11 protein-coding genes are annotated in these 17,587 nt (G+C 35.5%); 1 reads left to right on the top strand and 10 read right to left on the bottom strand.

All coding sequences use genetic code 11. The features are described from left to right. Positions 1-19 precede the first annotated feature (19 nt). Positions 20-6,463, bottom strand: coding sequence for a MucBP domain-containing protein (locus SBH76_RS11465; protein ID WP_317977897.1), 6,444 nt, complete (start codon positions 6,461-6,463; stop codon positions 20-22). 496 nt (positions 6,464-6,959) lie between these two features. Between SBH76_RS11465 and SBH76_RS11460 the strand changes: the two genes are divergently transcribed. Further along, the gene (locus tag SBH76_RS11460) at positions 6,960-7,502 is read left to right on the top strand and encodes a biotin transporter BioY (RefSeq protein ID WP_007594905.1); all 543 of its coding nucleotides are present in this window, start codon (positions 6,960-6,962) and stop codon (positions 7,500-7,502) included. Positions 7,503-7,540: 38 nt separating this feature from the next. Here the strand turns inward: SBH76_RS11460 and SBH76_RS11455 are convergent, their stop codons facing one another. The 9 genes from SBH76_RS11455 to SBH76_RS11415 form a co-directional block, all read right to left on the bottom strand. Further along, a complete protein-coding gene (locus SBH76_RS11455) occupies positions 7,541-8,044 on the bottom strand; it encodes a DUF4446 family protein (RefSeq protein ID WP_007594907.1) in 504 nt (167 codons plus the stop codon). 4 nt (positions 8,045-8,048) lie between these two features. Continuing rightward, entirely contained in the window at positions 8,049-8,978 is a 930-nt protein-coding gene (locus tag SBH76_RS11450) for a ParB/RepB/Spo0J family partition protein (protein WP_317977896.1), read from the bottom strand. Positions 8,979-8,980: 2 nt separating this feature from the next. After that, positions 8,981-9,751, bottom strand: coding sequence for a ParA family protein (locus tag SBH76_RS11445; RefSeq protein ID WP_317977895.1), 771 nt, complete (start codon positions 9,749-9,751; stop codon positions 8,981-8,983). A gap of 172 nt (positions 9,752-9,923) precedes the next feature. After that, positions 9,924-10,868 (bottom strand): alpha/beta fold hydrolase, encoded by a 945-nt coding sequence (locus tag SBH76_RS11440; protein ID WP_317977894.1) that lies wholly within the window; start codon positions 10,866-10,868, stop codon positions 9,924-9,926. A 387-nt stretch (positions 10,869-11,255) separates the two neighbouring features. Continuing rightward, entirely contained in the window at positions 11,256-11,981 is a 726-nt protein-coding gene (gene rsmG / locus SBH76_RS11435) for a 16S rRNA (guanine(527)-N(7))-methyltransferase RsmG (RefSeq protein ID WP_034211191.1), read from the bottom strand. Continuing rightward, positions 11,974-13,863 (bottom strand): tRNA uridine-5-carboxymethylaminomethyl(34) synthesis enzyme MnmG, encoded by a 1,890-nt coding sequence (mnmG, locus tag SBH76_RS11430; RefSeq protein WP_317977893.1) that lies wholly within the window; start codon positions 13,861-13,863, stop codon positions 11,974-11,976. Before mnmG ends, rsmG begins: the two co-directional genes overlap by 8 nt. Before the next feature lie 32 nt (positions 13,864-13,895). Then, positions 13,896-15,266: a tRNA uridine-5-carboxymethylaminomethyl(34) synthesis GTPase MnmE gene (gene mnmE / locus SBH76_RS11425; protein WP_317977892.1), complete on the bottom strand. Its 1,371-nt coding sequence runs from the start codon at positions 15,264-15,266 to the stop codon at positions 13,896-13,898. A gap of 100 nt (positions 15,267-15,366) precedes the next feature. Continuing rightward, positions 15,367-16,299 (bottom strand): RNA-binding cell elongation regulator Jag/EloR, encoded by a 933-nt coding sequence (gene jag, locus SBH76_RS11420; RefSeq protein ID WP_317977891.1) that lies wholly within the window; start codon positions 16,297-16,299, stop codon positions 15,367-15,369. Between the two features lie 10 nt (positions 16,300-16,309). Further along, positions 16,310-17,566, bottom strand: coding sequence for a YidC/Oxa1 family membrane protein insertase (locus SBH76_RS11415; RefSeq protein WP_317977890.1), 1,257 nt, complete (start codon positions 17,564-17,566; stop codon positions 16,310-16,312). Positions 17,567-17,587 lie beyond the last annotated feature (21 nt).

Here is a 17,587-nt window from a genome sequence, read left to right as displayed (position 1 = left end):
TCGGGACTCATTTTTTGATTTAGTCTTCCTTATTTTTTACTCTTGCAAAGGCCGTCAAAGATAATGTAAGCATCAACAGATAAATATATATATTGTTTCTGTCTTCGGTCTTCGGTACAGGCAGCTTCTCTCTTCCTACTGCACTTCCTTTTGCAACAACCTGTCTGTCTACGGTTGCAGGCTGTGCATTTGGAGTTTCTATAGGTTTAGCTTCAGGATTCTCTTTCTTTATTCCTGAGTCTATAAGCTGTACCACTCTTTCAGCTCTTATATTTGCATTTGAAGATCCTCCGGAACTTCCGCTTCCGCCTCTTCCTGCATTTGATCTTGTTGCTGTTGACGGTGTCGCTCTGTTCGGTCTTATGATGTAATCATTGTTTCTGTCTCCCGGTATTGTTACATTGCTTGGGGTTGCAGGTATCAGAGGGTTCGGTATTATGATTACACTTGGATCCTTTAAGTATACATAGGTTACTTCCTGATCATCCACTCTAAAGATTCCGTCCGTATTTCCTTCCGATCTTAAGAAGTGATAGCCGTTTATCTCTATTGCACTTGTACTGTATGGTAAGCCGAGCTTTCTGCTTCCGTTTAATACATCATCCGCACTTAAGCTTCTTCCTGCAGGATCTACATAATGAATTGTTACATTTCCGGCATTCTTTCTTCTATATACATACACTACTGTTTGCTCATCCTCAGTAAATACTCCGCTTGCATTTGCAGGCATACTGATTAGATCAAGATTTTCTATTGTTTCTACATCTGTTGTATAGTTAAGGCCAAGCTTTCCTGCTCCCTCTATTACCTTTGGTGAAACCAAGTCTTCTCCGCTTTCCTCATCCACATAGAATACTTTTATGTTTCCTCCGTTCTTTCTTCTATATGTATAAGTTACTGTCTGTGGACTTGATGTTATTACTCCGCTTGCATTTGCAGGCATACTTATAAGTTCATAGTGAGCTATTGCTTTTGCTGTTGTTGTATATGGTAGACCTGCATTTTCCACTCCTGATATATTCTCAGCATTTGCAAGCTCTACTCCCGCCTCATCTACATATACGGCTTTTACTTCTCCTCCATCCTTTCTCTTATATACATAAGTTACATTCTGGCTTGAAGTTGTATATACTCCGTTCGCATTTGCAGGTAGGCTAAATATCTCATAGTCAGGTATTGTAGCCATACTTGTGCTGTAGGCAAGACCAAGCTTTCTGCTTCCGTCAAGTACTTCATTTGCTATAAGATCACTTCCGTCATACTTTGATATATGATGTACTGTTACATCTCCCGCATTCTTTCTTGCATACTCGTAGTTTACTGTCTGGGCTCCTACACTAAATACTCCTGTTGCATTTGCAGGTACTGTTATAAGATCGTATAGATTTATGTTTTCACTGTTTGTACTGTATGGTAAGCCAAGCTTTCTTGTACCGTTAAGTATTGTAGAGGCATATAATACATCACCTGTTCCAACCTCTATATGATTTACAGTTACATCTCCGGCATCTCTTCTTCTGTATACATATGATACCGTTACATTTGTATTTGAGAAGGTGCCTGCTTTGTTTGTAGGTAGAGCTACCAAGTCATAGTCTGCAAATGTCTTTACCTCCGTATCATATGGGAGTCCGAGCATTCCGTCTCCGCTTTGTCCTACAGGGGCATGAAGTGCGCTTCCGTCAGCTTCATCAGTATATGTTGCTATTACATTTCCTGCATTCTCTCTCTGATAACGATAGGTTACTACTATTTCCGCTCCTGTTTGGTATGTTCCTGTTGCATTTGCAGGCATACCGCCTACAAGCTCATAGTTTGGCAAATCTGCAACCGTCTTTGCTGCTGTTGTATAAGTAAGTCCAAGTCTTCCGGTTCCGCTTAATACTTCATCAGGTGCAAGACTTGCTCCTGTTATTGCATTTATATGCTTTACTCTTACATTTGCAGCATCTCCACGCTTATATTTGTACTCTACCAATACCGGTGTTGTAGTAAATGTTCCACTCTTGTTTGTAGGTACTGCTATTAAATCATAGTTTGCAAAGCTCTTTTGATCTGTATCATAAGCAAGACCAAGCTTATTTGTACCGCTTTGTACCTCAGGGGCGTGAAGTACATCACCTGTTATATCATCTACATAGGTTGCCGTTACATCACCTGCATCCTGTCTCTTATAAAGATATATTATCTCTACAGGGGTTGCCTGCTCTATATAGCTTCCCGTTACCGATGCAGGAACTCCCGCTACCAATTCATAGTTTGGAAGCTGTGCCGTTGTTCTTGCCTGTGTTGTGTACGGTAATCCAAGTTTTCCTGTTCCGTCCAACAACTCATTAGGATAAAGCACCGCATTAGTTCCCTGCTCCAGATGCTTTACTATTACATTTGCAGCATTCTTTCTTCTATATACATAGGTTACTGTCTGCTCTGTTGTAGTAAAGGTTCCTGTCGCATTTGCAGGATTTGCTGTCAACTCATAGTTTGCTACCGTTTTTGCTACTGTAGTATATGGGAGTCCAAGCTTTCCTGCTCCGTTTTGGGTCTCTTCAGTTGCAAGTACCGTATTTGTTGTATCCTCTAAATACTTTGCCACTACATTTCCCGCATCCTGTCTCTTATAGTAATAAGTGATTGTTATAGGTGCTGTAGTATATACTCCGTTATCATTTGTCGGAAGATTTGTTGTATCAAGGTCAAAGTTTGCTATTGTCTCGGCACTCTCCGAATACGTAAGTCCAAGCTTCTTTGTTCCGTCAAGTATCTTATCTGCATGTAACTGAGTATTTGTTCCTGATTCTAAGTACTTAACTGTTATATTTCCTGCATTCTTTCTTCTATAGTAGTAATCCACTGTCTGAGCTGCTGCTGTGAAGGTTCCGTTCTTATTTGCCGGTTGGGCTACCAACTCATAATTATTTATGGTTTCCTCATTTGTAGTATATGCCAGTCCCAGCTTATTTGCTCCGGGCTGTACTACCGTGGTTGCAAGCTCTGTTGTAGAGTTCTCCTCATAGTGATGCACTGTCACATCTCCTGCAGCCTTTCTTACATAGTAGTAAGTTACTGTGGTATCTGTAAGTCCATACTCTCCGTTTGCATTTGTCGGAAGAGGAGTCTCCGCCTCATAGAAGTTATCTGTTACAGGGGCTGTTGTATATGGTGTGCCGTTTGGCTGTCTTGTTGTTACTGTCGGTGAAAGTTCGGTATTGTCATCCCTCTTTATATGCTTTACAACAAGATTTGTGTATACCGACTTAAGTCCCAAGTTCTTTATTTTATTTGTATTTGTTCTTCTAAGAGGAACATCAAGTTCTACCCAGTTTACATTCGGTACAGGTACCTGATTTTCCTTCATTTTTGACGGAAGACTTACTGTATTTGTAAAGTCATTTCCTATCATTGTTGCCGTACTTGCATTTAAAGGTCTGATAATATCTCCGGCTAAAGTCTCGATATATACCTTATAATCACCTTCAGTACTTATCTTATCTTTAAATGTATAGTTTCCGTCATTGTCTGTAAGTATTGTATCTATAACGGTCTCAACACCGCCGTCTACCTTTACAAGTCTTACAGGTCTGTTTGCCGCTACAATATCTCCTGTATTAAAGCTTCCGTTTTCATCTACATCATAGTATGCCTTACCGGCTATGATGTATTTATTTATAGTAACCTTTGAGATAAGTGACTCGGACGCACCGTTTAGATTGTTTCCATACCATGAAGCTACCGAGTTGTTTGCACTTGAACCTGCTTCAAGTTCCTTTGTCTCAGGTATCTTCACTCTATAAGTGAATACATCTGTACTTCCCGGAACCAACTGATAAGAATTATTCATCACAGCCTTAAACATAGTAACGCTTGACCAGTCTGTGATTGCTCCTGCCTGCACCCAGTTGGCGGCCGCATTTGCTTCTATTGTTCCTGACGGAGCGTCTGTAGAATAGTAAACTGTATATCCTGCAGGTGCAGTTACCGGACCTTGCAAGATAGGATACATCTTTGAGCCTCTGGCTACATAGTTACCGTGCTCGTCTTTTACTATTTCCTTATCGTTTTCATATGGGAATATATCCATTACATTGAGTTCTCTGGCATTGTCAATGGAGTTATTCCATGCTGATAATTTATACTCTACTATATCGCCGCTTTCCGCATTGATAGCACTGTTATAATTTGTCTCTGTAGTAAGCTTTTGCTTCTTTGTTAAGATAACTGCCCTTGGCGGAATAAAGTTAAACTTAAAGCTCTGGTATGAAAGTCTGTCAGTCGTACTTCCATTGTTATTAGCATCGTACTTATCAAGGAAGTCCACTGTTGAAGATGAATATACTGTATTTGGAGCATATCCGCTTGCATCGGTTGAGTTATTATCCCATGTCATAAATGCTTCTACAGTGTGTTCACCCTCTTCAAGACTGGTAGTAGGCTTGAAGTTAAAATACAATCTATCTACACCGCTGAAAGTACTTGTTCTCTTTGGCAGTGTAAAATTATCTAAATCAAACACATAGGCCGTTTTTCCGGTACCCTTATAATTATCCACTCTCTGTGGTGTGGTATTTAGAGTAAATCTATATTGAGCCTGATAATTATGGTGCAGAGCACTATCAAACTCCAACTCCGGATCGACAAGGAATATAACCTTTGCATTTTGCACAGTTCTATCAGCACCGACAAATGAATCGTAAACTGCATATACATGATAATTTATATTATCACCTAATTGAACATTTGTAAGCGAAGAATTACCATTGATATTCTGTGAGTGCTTATCCATTCTGATTTTTGCAAAATCTCTTTGATAATGTCTTCTTATTATAGCCTCTCTCATACTGTCTCCGGTATTTGAAAGAACCCTTCCTATATTATATGCTGTATAGTTCTGTCCCGCTGCAAGTCTGTTTTCAATAGTTGTTACTGCCTGAGGAGTAAGTTTAGTTTCTAAGAATAAACCGACAGCGTTTTCTGCATAACCTGAAATAGTTATCTCATCATTGAAATCAAGTCTTACTGCCTTATAATGCTTTGCTGTCATGGAATGATCGGTATCCCACTTAAAGTAATCAACATTGTTTGTTACAGGAGTGTAATTAATATTTGTAGCAATAACTTCTTCACTACCGTCATCATTTATTCCTATCAACTTATTTTGATTTAACTTAGCAAGGTTTGCCGCATCAAACATTGATTCCCAGACTCTGAAACCATAACCGGTAAAATCCACTCTGTCATTAGGTGTATCAAGTATTGATTTAAACTTTACTGTTGATCCTGTAACAGGAGTAGCACCCCAATACTGTGATACATTTATCATCCATTTATCTTTACCGTCATTAGCACCTAAGTGTACATATCTGTCACCTGCATTATTCTGTCCGTTTCCATCTGTTTCAGGTAATATATTCCACTTAAAAAGATAAATCTTTTGAGCATATCTATAGGATTTATAAACTCTTGATTTTCTTTCTGTACTCATATCCACGCTACCGTCATCATTTATAAGATAATTGGTCTGTGGTATATAAATAGTTGAATAACCGGATGCATTTACACTTTGAGTGCCATCATGTTTTGCTGTAAAATTTGTAAAATAGCTTATTGCACCCGGCGGCATATCAATATCTTTTGTTATGGTATGCGCTACAGGGTCATATGTCCAGTCTGCATTATCCGGTAGACTCGGATCCCATATAATACTTGATGGCAAAGTAAGGATTGTTCTTGTCTTTCTTCTGTCTGCACCGTAGTTACTAGCTGTTATTTCTGTATCATTTACATGCTTTGTACCGTTTTGTGCATATGTATACCACGTATCTGTAAATCCGTTCTTTATATGTGAGTGGTTTGCATCTGTTTCATCATCAGATATGATTACATTTGTATTCGCTCCACCTCTACTCCAGCCTCTAATAGTTCCATCATCAGGGCTGTTTACACCCATAACATAGGTTTCTGCAGTAACTTGCTTTGTATTGTTTGCAAGCTCCACACCATCCTTTGTAAAAAGCCTGGTCTCTATAGTAGCTGTCTCGCCATTTGCAAACTTACGACTTGTCATAGTTGCTCTAAAAGGATTTGATACCATCGGTCCCGGTGCAAGTACATTATATGTAACTTTTATCTTCCAATATGTAGCATCCCATGTTACAGCTACATTCTTTATAGTGGGAGAGCCTGAGACATCAGCAGGTCTTGGCTGATTGAACTCACTTCTTTTTAAATATATTATCGAATACGGTTCCGTATAAGTGTCACTTGATACCGTTACATTCAAATAATATGATTCCGGCTTTCCCGGAAGAGAAGTGGTCTGAGTTCCTTCAACATACGATATATTCGTAGTAGCTGAAGTTCCACCACCCATAGCCAATGTTTCTATAGCGAAGAATTTCGACATCAAAAACAGAATCGTTACTAGAATAAATAATAGAATATTTACTTTTTTACTAATTCTAAACAAAATACACCTCCATAATTTTTATTTTATCACCCTATATTTGCCGGGTTTCAAGTCTAAATACCGAGTCTTTTGCATTAAATAAAGAGCTACATTTCCATAAATATGTATATAATATGTAACTCTTTAAAACACTTCTTTACTTATATAGCATAACATTTTAAAGAAATGAATTCTATGCTTTTCGTTCCAATTCATAAATTTTGGCAAATAGCATTATTTATATGAAAAACTACAGATATTTTTCATCTTGAGTTTTTACAAATAATCATATACTGTTTTTGTGATGATTTTCTATTATTGCATTTGTAGAATACTGAAAGTTTTTATCAAATCAGTATTCATCTTTACTTTGGTGTAACTGAACATTTTTTCAATATTAATCATTTTATTAAATAGGTTTTGTTTAAATTGTTAACTTTATTATATTTTAGGTTGACAATTGTTTGCTTTTATAATATTATTTTCTTGTATTTTATTTTTATAGTAGGAGATTTTTATGGCAAAGACTATTACAATAAAGAAAATGGCCATAGTATCGCTTATGACAGCCATACTATGTATTTTATCACCCATATCCGTACCTGTTTTTATAAGTCCGGTACCTATTTCTTTAGGCGTACTTGCAATCTATCTGACCGCATATGTACTTGAACCTGTAGAAGCTCTTATATCGGTAGTTATATTTTTATTACTTGGTATATTCGGTTTACCTGTATTTTCAGGATATTCAGGCGGTATCGGAAAAGTACTTGGACCTACAGGTGGGTATATTATAGGATTTTTATTTACAGTATATGCAAGTTCAGTTTTTATTCATTTAAAGAAGGGTATTGCCTTTGATATTATAGGGATGATAATCGGACTTGGAATTTGTTATTTCCTTGGTACAATGTGGTTTTCATTACAACAGGGAAAAGGCTTTATAGCTTCACTATTATTATGTGTGGTACCGTTCTTAATAGGAGATGCAATAAAAATTGCTGTTGCAGCTATTATCGGACCTGAGATAAGTAAAAGATTAAATAAATTAAATATATAAAAATACGGCTATGAAATTTGATTTTCATAGCCGTATTTTTATCTTTCTCTATAGCCCAAAGCCTGCTCCAATACTATTTTTTCTTCATCTGTAAGTACCTGATCTGTCTGACCGTTTTCAACTATTTTTATATAATTAAAAGTAGTCTCTCTGGAGTGAATACTGTTTATTATATATCCGGAATTTCTGTAATCCAAAAGGCAGAGTGCAAAACTTAATTTACCACCCATCCCTTCAAATGCGTCATATTTCAATATTCCCATTTTTTGCAGACAGTTTCTTTCAAGTCTGTTCAGCTCTCTTATGGCATCTCTGTTTAATCTGCTTTCACTTTTTAAACTGCGGATATCTTTTCTAAGCAGAATTATAATATCCTCCAGATTCTTTGCAGATTTACCCGCCATAAAATTATCATAACTCTTGAAAAGTCTTCTGTACTTTACTCTATGTTTTACCATAGATATAAATAATATAAAGTTAAAAATAGCCACCACCAGGATAAAGCCAAACAAAACTCTATTATCAATTGTCAAATTTATCATCTTTTTATCCTAATGTCTTAAAAATATCCATTATTCTATCAAGCTCTACTTGAGAATAATATTCTATTTCTATTCTTCCTTTATTTTTATCTTTCTGGTTTATATGCACCTTTGTTCCAAGAACTCCCTGAATGCTGTCTTCATACTCCTTATAAAATAAAGATAAATCTCTTGCAGTATCATCATCCCCCTTACTTAACTCTTCAAGATCCACCTTTTTCTTTTTTGATAAAGCCTTTGCAGCTTTTTCAGTATCTCTTACACTGAGACTTCTCTTAATTATATCCAGAGCAAGCAATTCTCTTTTTCCTTCATCTTCAAGACTTAACAAAGCTCTTGCATGTCCTGAAGAGATCTGCCCGTCTATCATATACTGCTGTATATTTTTACTGAGTTTTAAAAGTCTTAGAGAATTGGTAATAGTAGAGCGGTTTTTTGCCACCTTATCAGATAATTCTTCCTGAGTTAAATTATATTCCTCAATCAAACTTTTATATGCCAAAGCTTCTTCAATAGGGTTCAAATCCGTCCTCTGAATATTCTCTATAATAGCAATTTCCTTAGCTTTTTGCTCATCATAATCTCTGACAACTACCGGAACTTCTGAAAGTCCTGCCGCCTGTGCGGCTCTCCACCTTCTTTCACCGGCAACTATTTCATATCTGTTCCCTACTTTTTTCACCAATATAGGCTGTAATACTCCATATTGTTTTACCGAATTTGCAAGTTCATCAAGGCTTTCCTTATCAAACATCTTTCTGGGCTGATTTCTGTTCGGCTCTACCAATGAGATTTTCACCATTAACTCACCGGAGCCTTTACCTGCATCTTCTTCTATATTTCTGTCGGTTGTTTCGTCAATAGCCGCTTTGGTTCCGTTGATATTTCTAAGAAGAGCATCAGCTCCCTTTCCAAGTGCCATTCTCTTTGCCATTTTTACCTCCCGCTTTTACTTAGTACTTCTGATGCCAACATTCTATATGCCTGTGCTCCGGTTGAAGTAGTATCATATTCTGTTATTGGCATACCGAAGCTGGGAGCCTCCGCCAATTTAACATTTCTCGGTATTATAGTTTCAAAAATATTCTCATCAGATATAACGCTCTTAACACCTTCTATAACCTGTCCGCTTAAGTTATTTCTTGCATCGTACATTGTAAATACAATGCCTTCAATTTCAAGTGTAGGATTCAGTCTTTCTCTTATAAGATTTACTGTTCTAAGCATCTGATTTAATCCTTCAAGAGCGTAATATTCACATTGAATAGGAATAATCACACTGTCAGATGCCATAAAAGCATTTATAGTCAGAAGACTCAAACTTGGTGGACAGTCAATTAATATATAATCATACTGCTTATATATTTCACTGATTTTTCTTCTCAAAGTTCTTTCTCTGTCTTCAAGTTCCAAAAGCTCAATTTCCGCACCGGATAAATCCACATTACTTGGAATAATATCAAGATTTTCCACCTCGGTATTCATTATGGCATCATTTATATCTTCATCACCTATAATAACTTCATATATAGTCTTTTCCGTATTTAATTTATCTATTCCAAGTCCACTTGATAAATTCCCCTGTGGATCAAAATCTATTGCCAAAACACTTTGTCCTGCCTCCGCTAAAGCAGCTGAAAGATTAACAGCAGTAGTAGTTTTACCTACACCACCTTTTTGATTTGCAAATGAAATAATTTTTGTCATAATATCCTTCAAGCAATTGCTTGTCCTTTCTATATTTATGTTTCCCGTGAAACATTTTTATTCTTATTATTTTAGTTCTTTATTTTGTCCGAAAAGAGCTACATATTTCCTTGCCTTTTTCGAATTTCCAATATAATATCTTTTTAAATAAATGTTTCCCGTGAAACATTCTTTATAGATATATATTCAAAGCTTTTAAAAATTCCTTTTCGTTCTCTATGTGAGGATATTTGTTGGAACCATCTATTATCACAGTTTCAATAGCAGGATTTATCTTTACATATTCTTTGGTTATATCCGAAGAATCTCTATTAAATCTACCCTCAAATATTATTATACTGTTATCTATTTGAGAAAGTTCAAACTTTATATTTTTCTTGGTATAAAAACATACAATACTTGAATATAGTGACTTTGGTGATAAACCTCTATGTGCAGCTTCATAACATTTATCCAACATATCATCTGTGAATTTTTCTTTTTTATAGAAGTTCGGTTTTATATTATGTTTTATATTAATTTTGTATACCGCTATATTATATAGTAGAGTTCCTAAAATTGATGTACTGAGTATTGCCTTATATGTTCTGGCTCTTTTTCCCGGTATAAGATGACCGTTTGACAATTTTTCAGGTGAGACAAGTATTATTTTCTCAAATAATGTGCTGTCATTATCACATGCCGCAATAACAAAAGAAGAGCTGTTTCCACTGGTTATTACCGTTGTCCTTTTGCCTATAACAACCTTTATAAAATCAGAGATTAACTGGGAAAATATATGATTTGTATATGTCATAAAAGGCTTTTCAGAAAGGCCGCAACCAAGCAAATCAATAGTATATACAGTATGTGTTCTAGCAAGATTGTCTATTACCTTGAACCATTCCTCGGATGATGATGCCACCTCCAAAGAGTGTACAAGCAGAATAGGATTACCATGCCCTTTTTTTCTGTACTTTATATTTCCAAATCTCCATTCAAACTCTTTTGTTTTATCTTTCTCAAGAAGATTTTTTGAAACTGCATGAATTTTTGTAATTTTATTTAATAATGATACACCTATCAATGTAGAGGATGAAATCACCATAGCAGTTAAAATTTTTAGGTATTTTTTCACTTTTTAAACCCCTTATTTTATAGAATAATATAAGCCGACAATTGAATTCTGTACTTATATTAATTCGATATATAATTACTTTTATATTTTATCATACTAGTATTTTCTAATCAATGCGATAACATTAAAATAAGATTTTTATTTTTAATGTTTCACATGAAACATTACTTTGTTTCACATTATAAATCATTCAATTATTTATAATTATATATTATTAAAAAGGACCGAACTTAAAATCATTGAGATATATGTGCTTTCTTAAAATATTGCTATGTTAAAAAATACATTATGACTATAATATATACAATAAAAAAATCCATACAGTATAATGTTTCACATGAAACATTACTGTATGGATAAAATACATGTTTCATGTGAAACATATATTTACTTTATAGGTTCCTTGGTCGGTAAACCGGCTTTTCTGGGATATTTATCAGGTGTGGATTTTATTTTCTTTATATCAAGTAAAATTCTTTCTCCGTATTCACCCAGCTCAAACTTTTCAATATTTCCTGTTTCTCCACCCAGCACTTTTATTGCCTTTTGTGCCTCGGCAATTTCTACTTCATACCCCTTTGATTTATATGATATGAAACTTCCGCCAATCTTTACCAGAGGTAAACAATATTCTGAAAGTGATGCCAGATTTGCAACAGCTCTGGATACACATATATCAAATTTCTCTCTATAATCTTTATTTCTGTCTATATCCTCAGCTCTTGAATGTATTGCATTTACATTTTTAATATCCAATATTTCACAGGTTTCTTTAATAAATTTTATCCTTTTATTAAGGCTGTCTATTAAAGTCATATTAAGATTCGGATATACTATAGCCAAAGGTATTCCCGGAAAACCTGCACCTGTACCCATGTCCGCTATATTATAATTCTTGCTTCCGAGATCTTTTACGGATTTTTCCAAAGCAATACTGTCTATAAAATGCTTATATGTAAACTCCTTGATTTCTGTTATTGAAGTAAGATTCATAACCTTGTTTTTCTCAACCAAAATCTCATAGAATTTATACAGTTTTTCTTTTTTCTCATCAGATATATCAACATCAAGAATATTGCTTTCCGATAAGTATTTTACCATATCATTATACATTCTTTTTCTCCTTATAGGTCTCTAGATATACCAATAATACGGTTATATCTGCAGGTGACACTCCCGATATTCTTGATGCCTGACCGATAGAGCTTGGTCTTACTTTACTTAACTTTTGTACCGCCTCTATTCTAAGACTGTTTACATTATTATAGTCTATATCTACAGGAATTTTCTTGTTTTCGAGTTTTTTAAACTGCTTTACCTGTGATTCCTGCCTTTTTATATAGCCCTCATATTTTATATTTATATTTACCTGATCTCTGACTTCTTTCCTTAATTCTTTTCTGTCTTCATCAAGTTCTTTTGTAAGATCGTAATTTAACTCAGGTCTTCTTATAATTTCTGCCAGATTTGCTGAAGTTTGAAGAGGTGTAGATCCGTTTCTTACTAAAAATTCCTGTACTTTAGCATTCGCCCCTACATGGATATTTTTCAGTCTATCAATTTCCTCATCTATTTGTCTTTCTTTTTCAAGAAGCCTTTGATATCTTTCCTCTGAGATAAGTCCTACTTCATAGCCTATTTTTGAAAGTCTGATATCCGCATTATCCTGTCTGAGAAGTAGTCTGTATTCAGATCTTGAAGTCATCATTCTATATGGCTCATGACTTTCTTTTGTAACCAAATCATCTATAAGTACACCTATATATCCTTGATCTCTGCCTATTACAACCGGGTCTTTTCCCATAACTTTCATGGATGCATTTATACCTGCCATAAGTCCTTGAACCGCAGCCTCTTCATAGCCTGAACTACCGTTAAACTGACCTGCTGCAAACAGACCTTCAATAGCCCTGAACTCCAAGCTGTCTTTTAACTGTCTGGCATCTATGCAATCGTATTCAATTGCATATCCGTTTCTTACTATTTCAGCATTTTCAAAACCTTCTATACTCCTGATCATTGCATACTGTACATCCTCAGGCAAAGAGCTTGAAAGTCCTGACAGATACATTTCATTTGTATAAAGTCCTTCAGGCTCTACAAAAATCTGATGTCTGTCCTTATCAGGGAATTTTACAACTTTATCTTCTATAGAAGGGCAATATCTTGGACCTGTTCCTTTTATAGCACCTGAAAACAATGGTGATCTGTCTATATTTTCTCTTATTATTTCATGAGTCTTTTCACTTGTATATGCAAGATAGCATTTTACCTGTTCTTTTTGTATACTCTCAGGATCGGTTTCAAATGAGAAAGGTACTACCGGATTATCTCCATATTGCTCCTGCATTACACTGTAATCTATAGTTCTTCCGTCAACTCTGGCAGGAGTACCTGTTTTAAATCTGTTTAAATCAATACCGTATTCCAAAAGAGAAGATGTTAGATGATTTGCAGATTTTAGACCGTTCGGTCCTGTATATTCAGCCACCTCTCCATATATACATCTTGCATTCAAATATGTACCTGTAGCCAAAATGACCGCTTTAGCAAAGTACTTACTTCCTGATACGGTTTCAACACCTTTACATACATTATCCTCTATTATAAGCTTTGTTATCTCTTTTTGACATATATTTAGATTTGGAGTATTCTCCAAGGTTTTCCTCATTTCTTTGGAATATTCCTGCTTGTCGGCCTGTGCTCTGAGAGAGTGCACTGCAGGACCTTTTGATGCATTAAGCATCTTGGACTGTATAAATGTCTTATCAATGCATTTTCCCATTTCTCCGCCAAGTGCATCAAGTTCTCTTACAAGGTGTCCCTTAGAACTCCCACCTATATTTGGATTACATGGCATCAAAGCTATGGAATCCACGCTTACTGTAAATATTACAGTCTTCAGTCCAAGTCTTGCGCTTGCAAGTGCCGCCTCACATCCTGCATGACCTGCTCCGACTACCACAATATCATATACTTTTTCTATTATATTCATCAACAACCTCTATTTAATTGTATACAATTATATTACTTACCCATGCAGAACTTTGAGAATATTTCATTTACAACATCATCATCCACTGTTTCACCTATTATCTCACCCAATGCTTCATAGGCATTTAAAAGATCTATTGTAAAGAAGTCCTCTTCGTATCCTTCTTCGATACTTGAAAGACACATTTCCAAAGATTCCGATACTTCATTTATTATTTCCTGATGTCTTATATTTGTTATAATTACCTGATCATTGAAATTTATCTCTTTTGAAATAAACTTAGCCTTGATCATATCCTCCAATTCATCTACTCCTATATTTTCCTTGGCTGAGAATATTATAACATCCTTATCACTGTACTTCTTTATATCTTCAATACTTAATTTCAGCTCTCTATCAGACTTATTAAGCAGTATTATTGCATTTTTATCCTTTACACTTTCAAGTAGCTCTATATCTTCTTTATCTAAAGGTAAAAGTCCGTCTATTACCACCAAATTCAAGTCTGCATTATTGCTTGCTTCTATTGCCTTTTGTACTCCTATACTTTCCACCACATTATCAGTCTGCCTGATACCTGCCGTATCCGTGATATTCAAACTGATACCTGACAGTTTTATATTCTCTGTCAATGTATCTCTTGTTGTTCCCGCTATATCGGTAACTATTGCCCTGTCTGTTCTTGAAAGAAGATTTAAAATCGAAGATTTTCCTGCATTCGGCTTTCCTATTATTACCGTATTTATACCTTCCTTTATAATACTTCCATCTTTAAATGACTTCTTTAAGTATTCTATTCTTGTATATAATTTCTTTACTATTTTTTTCAGTTTATCACTGTATCCGTCCAGTGAATAATGCTCCGGATCGTCAAGTGCGGCTTCTATAAATGCTATCTGCTCCAGTATCTGAGCCCTTATTGTCTTTATATTCTCTGTTACAGCTCCGTTTAGCTGTCTGATTCCGGCTTTTAATGCCAACTCATTCTTTGCCTCTATTATATCTATTACCGCTTCCGCCTGACTGAGATCCATCTTTCCGTTTAAAAAGGCTCTCTTTGTAAATTCTCCCGGAAGTGCCATCCTTGCTCCCGACTCCAGTACTGCATGCAATACTTTTTCGAGTATCAATATGCCACCATGACAGTTTATCTCTACTGTATCTTCACCTGTGAATGTTCTTGGTGCTTTCATTAACATTACCAAGACTTCATCTATTATCTCTTCACCGAAAAATATATGTCCGTAGTTGATAGTATGTGAGTCCGCCTCAATAAGCCTTTTCTTTCCGCTATATATCTTATCTGCTATACTTATGGCATCTTCTCCGCTTATTCTTATTATGCCTATTCCACTTTCTCCAAGTGCTGTCGCTATAGCGGCAATAGTATCTGTTCTCTTCATATTTATATAATCCTATTTTATTACCTTTATATTGTTACTAAAATAAAAGAGGACTATCAATAACTATGTTATTAACAGCCCTCTTTCACAAGACTAATTTTTATTGTATTTCCCTTTTAGGGCTTCTTCTGTTTTGTTTAAAATTCTTTTTCGGATAAACTGTTATATGTCTGAAAGGTTCCTCACCTACACTCTTTGTAGATACCATATTGTCTCCCTGGAGTGCCGCATGTATGATTCTTCTCTCATAAGCATTCATAGGTTCAAGCTCTGTGAACTTACCTGTTTTCTTTACCTTTGCAGCTATATTCTTTGCAAGCATTTCAAGTTTATCTTTTCTCTTTTTTCTGTAGTTTTCAGTATCAAGCTTTATTCTTATATAGCTTTCGCTGCTCTTATTTACTACAAGGCTCAATATATACTGAAGTGAATCAAGAGTCTGACCTCTTTTTCCTATCAATACGCCTAAGTCTTCTTCACTCTCTATTACAATAGAAAGCTCATTTGTCTTAAATGAGAAATTATATACCGCATGTGCAGGAAGGTTCATTGCCGCAAAGAAATCCTTTAAGAAAGCATCAGCTCTGTCTCTTATCTGCTCAAGCTCATCATTTGTAAGTACTCGTCTGCTTGTAGAAGAAGGCTCTTCCTCACCGTAAAACTGTGCATATTCATCTACAGATTCTTCAGACTTTACAGAAGCCTCTTTTTCTTCTACTATAACTTCCTCTACAACAGTATCCACCTTTTCCGGTGCGGTTTCCTTTTTCTCTACTTCTTTTTTCTCAATAGGAGATTTTTGTTCCTTCTGCTTTTCATATTTCTTTTCTGATGAATTCTTTTTCTCAGTATCAGCAGATTTCTTTATTGTAACCTTAAGAGTCCATGGCTTTACACCGAAAACTCCCAAAAATCCATTAGTGCCTCTTTCAATTATCTCTACATCCACATTATCACTTGTGGTTCCAAGCTCTATCAAAGCCTTGGTTAAAGCTTCATCATAATTTCTTGCTGAAACTCTAGCACTGTCCATCTCTTTCCTCCTATTTATTTTTCTTAGAATTTGCCTGCTTCTCATTGTACTTGGCTACCATATTAGCCTTTGAAGCAAGTGAACCCGGTTTTGCATCCTTATTGTAATACTCTGTTGAATCCTTTAAATTCTTGGCATTCACTTCGTATTTTTTTGCTCTTTCTTCTTTTTCCTGCTTTTCAATTTCATCCATATGCTTTGCATTTTCGATGACTTTCTTATTTGCGCTTAATGCAGGAAGTCCTTGCTTTGCTCTCTTTGCATTTTGCTTTGCAAGATTTGACTCTACAAGCTTATCAATATCAAGATCTTTAAGTCTGTAGTTTACAAGTAACTGAATGACTGTTCTTGCAAGTGCTGAAGCTATCCAGTATATACCGATACCTGCAGGGAGAGTAAAACAAAATACTACTGACATGATAGGCATTACAGTATTCATACTCTGCATCTGTTTTGCCATCTCATTCTCAGGCTCTCCGTTCTTCGGCTGGTTTGTTGTCATTACCTTGGTTGATATAAACTGTGTAACTCCGGCCAATATCGGTATTATCCATGCTACATTTATATTGTTCATTCCCTGCCATGGTGACACCGATAAATCAATACCGAGGAATGAATTCATCTGCTTAATAAGAGGAATACTTGTCTCCAAGACATTACTCATATTAGGGAATGTCTCTGACAATGTAGCCCATTTTTCAGGTGTAAATTTATATAATAAATCTATTACTTTATTTGTAACCGTATAGTCATTATTTTCTATAGGAAGTCTTACAGCTTTTGCCAAATCACTTATCTTATTTATATAATCAGACTGTTGCATAAGTGAAGTAGCCACAGTCTCAAATACGCTGCGAACACTTGTTACATATGCCGGTATTCTGTATATAACCTGATAAAGTCCGAACAATATAGGCATCTGTATAAGAAGCGGAAGACAACCGCCTGTCATACTTGTACCGTACTTACTGTATACAGCTCTTGTCTCAGCATTCATCTTCATTGCCGATTCATTATCTGTTTTTCCTTTATATTTATCCTGTATGGCCTTTATTTCAGGTTGAATTACAGCCATAAGTTTTTGTGACTTCTGCTGATTTATAGTCAAAGGTATCATTATTATATTAATTACAAGTGTAAAAATTATAATAGCGACACCGATATTTGTAATTCCCAAATCAAATATCAGATTCATTATAAATCCAAGTATTTCAGCAAACCAACCTATAATAGGTGTGGATGACTTTGTTAACAGTACAACGTCCAAGCTAATTCCTCCAAATTTCAT

It is taken from the genome of Lachnoanaerobaculum sanguinis, from assembly GCF_033242365.1.
GTDB lineage: Bacteria > Bacillota > Clostridia > Lachnospirales > Lachnospiraceae > Lachnoanaerobaculum > Lachnoanaerobaculum sanguinis.
The sequence above is the reverse complement of the archived record's forward strand: the minus strand, read 5'-3'. Positions and strand labels throughout refer to the sequence as shown.

What these genes read in the sequence shown, in the direction of transcription:
- SBH76_RS11455 (WP_007594907.1), bottom strand. Translation starts at nt 8,044, where the DNA reads ATGATAAATTTGACAATTGATAATAGAGTTTTGTTTGGCTTTATCCTG.
- SBH76_RS11445 (WP_317977895.1), bottom strand. Translation starts at nt 9,751, where the DNA reads ATGACAAAAATTATTTCATTTGCAAATCAAAAAGGTGGTGTAGGTAAA.
- mnmG (WP_317977893.1), bottom strand. Translation starts at nt 13,863, where the DNA reads ATGAATATAATAGAAAAAGTATATGATATTGTGGTAGTCGGAGCAGGT.
- SBH76_RS11450 (WP_317977896.1), bottom strand. Translation starts at nt 8,978, where the DNA reads ATGGCAAAGAGAATGGCACTTGGAAAGGGAGCTGATGCTCTTCTTAGA.
- mnmE (WP_317977892.1), bottom strand. Translation starts at nt 15,266, where the DNA reads ATGAAGAGAACAGATACTATTGCCGCTATAGCGACAGCACTTGGAGAA.
- rsmG (WP_034211191.1), bottom strand. Translation starts at nt 11,981, where the DNA reads ATGTATAATGATATGGTAAAATACTTATCGGAAAGCAATATTCTTGAT.
- SBH76_RS11460 (WP_007594905.1), top strand. Translation starts at nt 6,960, where the DNA reads ATGGCAAAGACTATTACAATAAAGAAAATGGCCATAGTATCGCTTATG.
- jag (WP_317977891.1), bottom strand. Translation starts at nt 16,299, where the DNA reads ATGGACAGTGCTAGAGTTTCAGCAAGAAATTATGATGAAGCTTTAACC.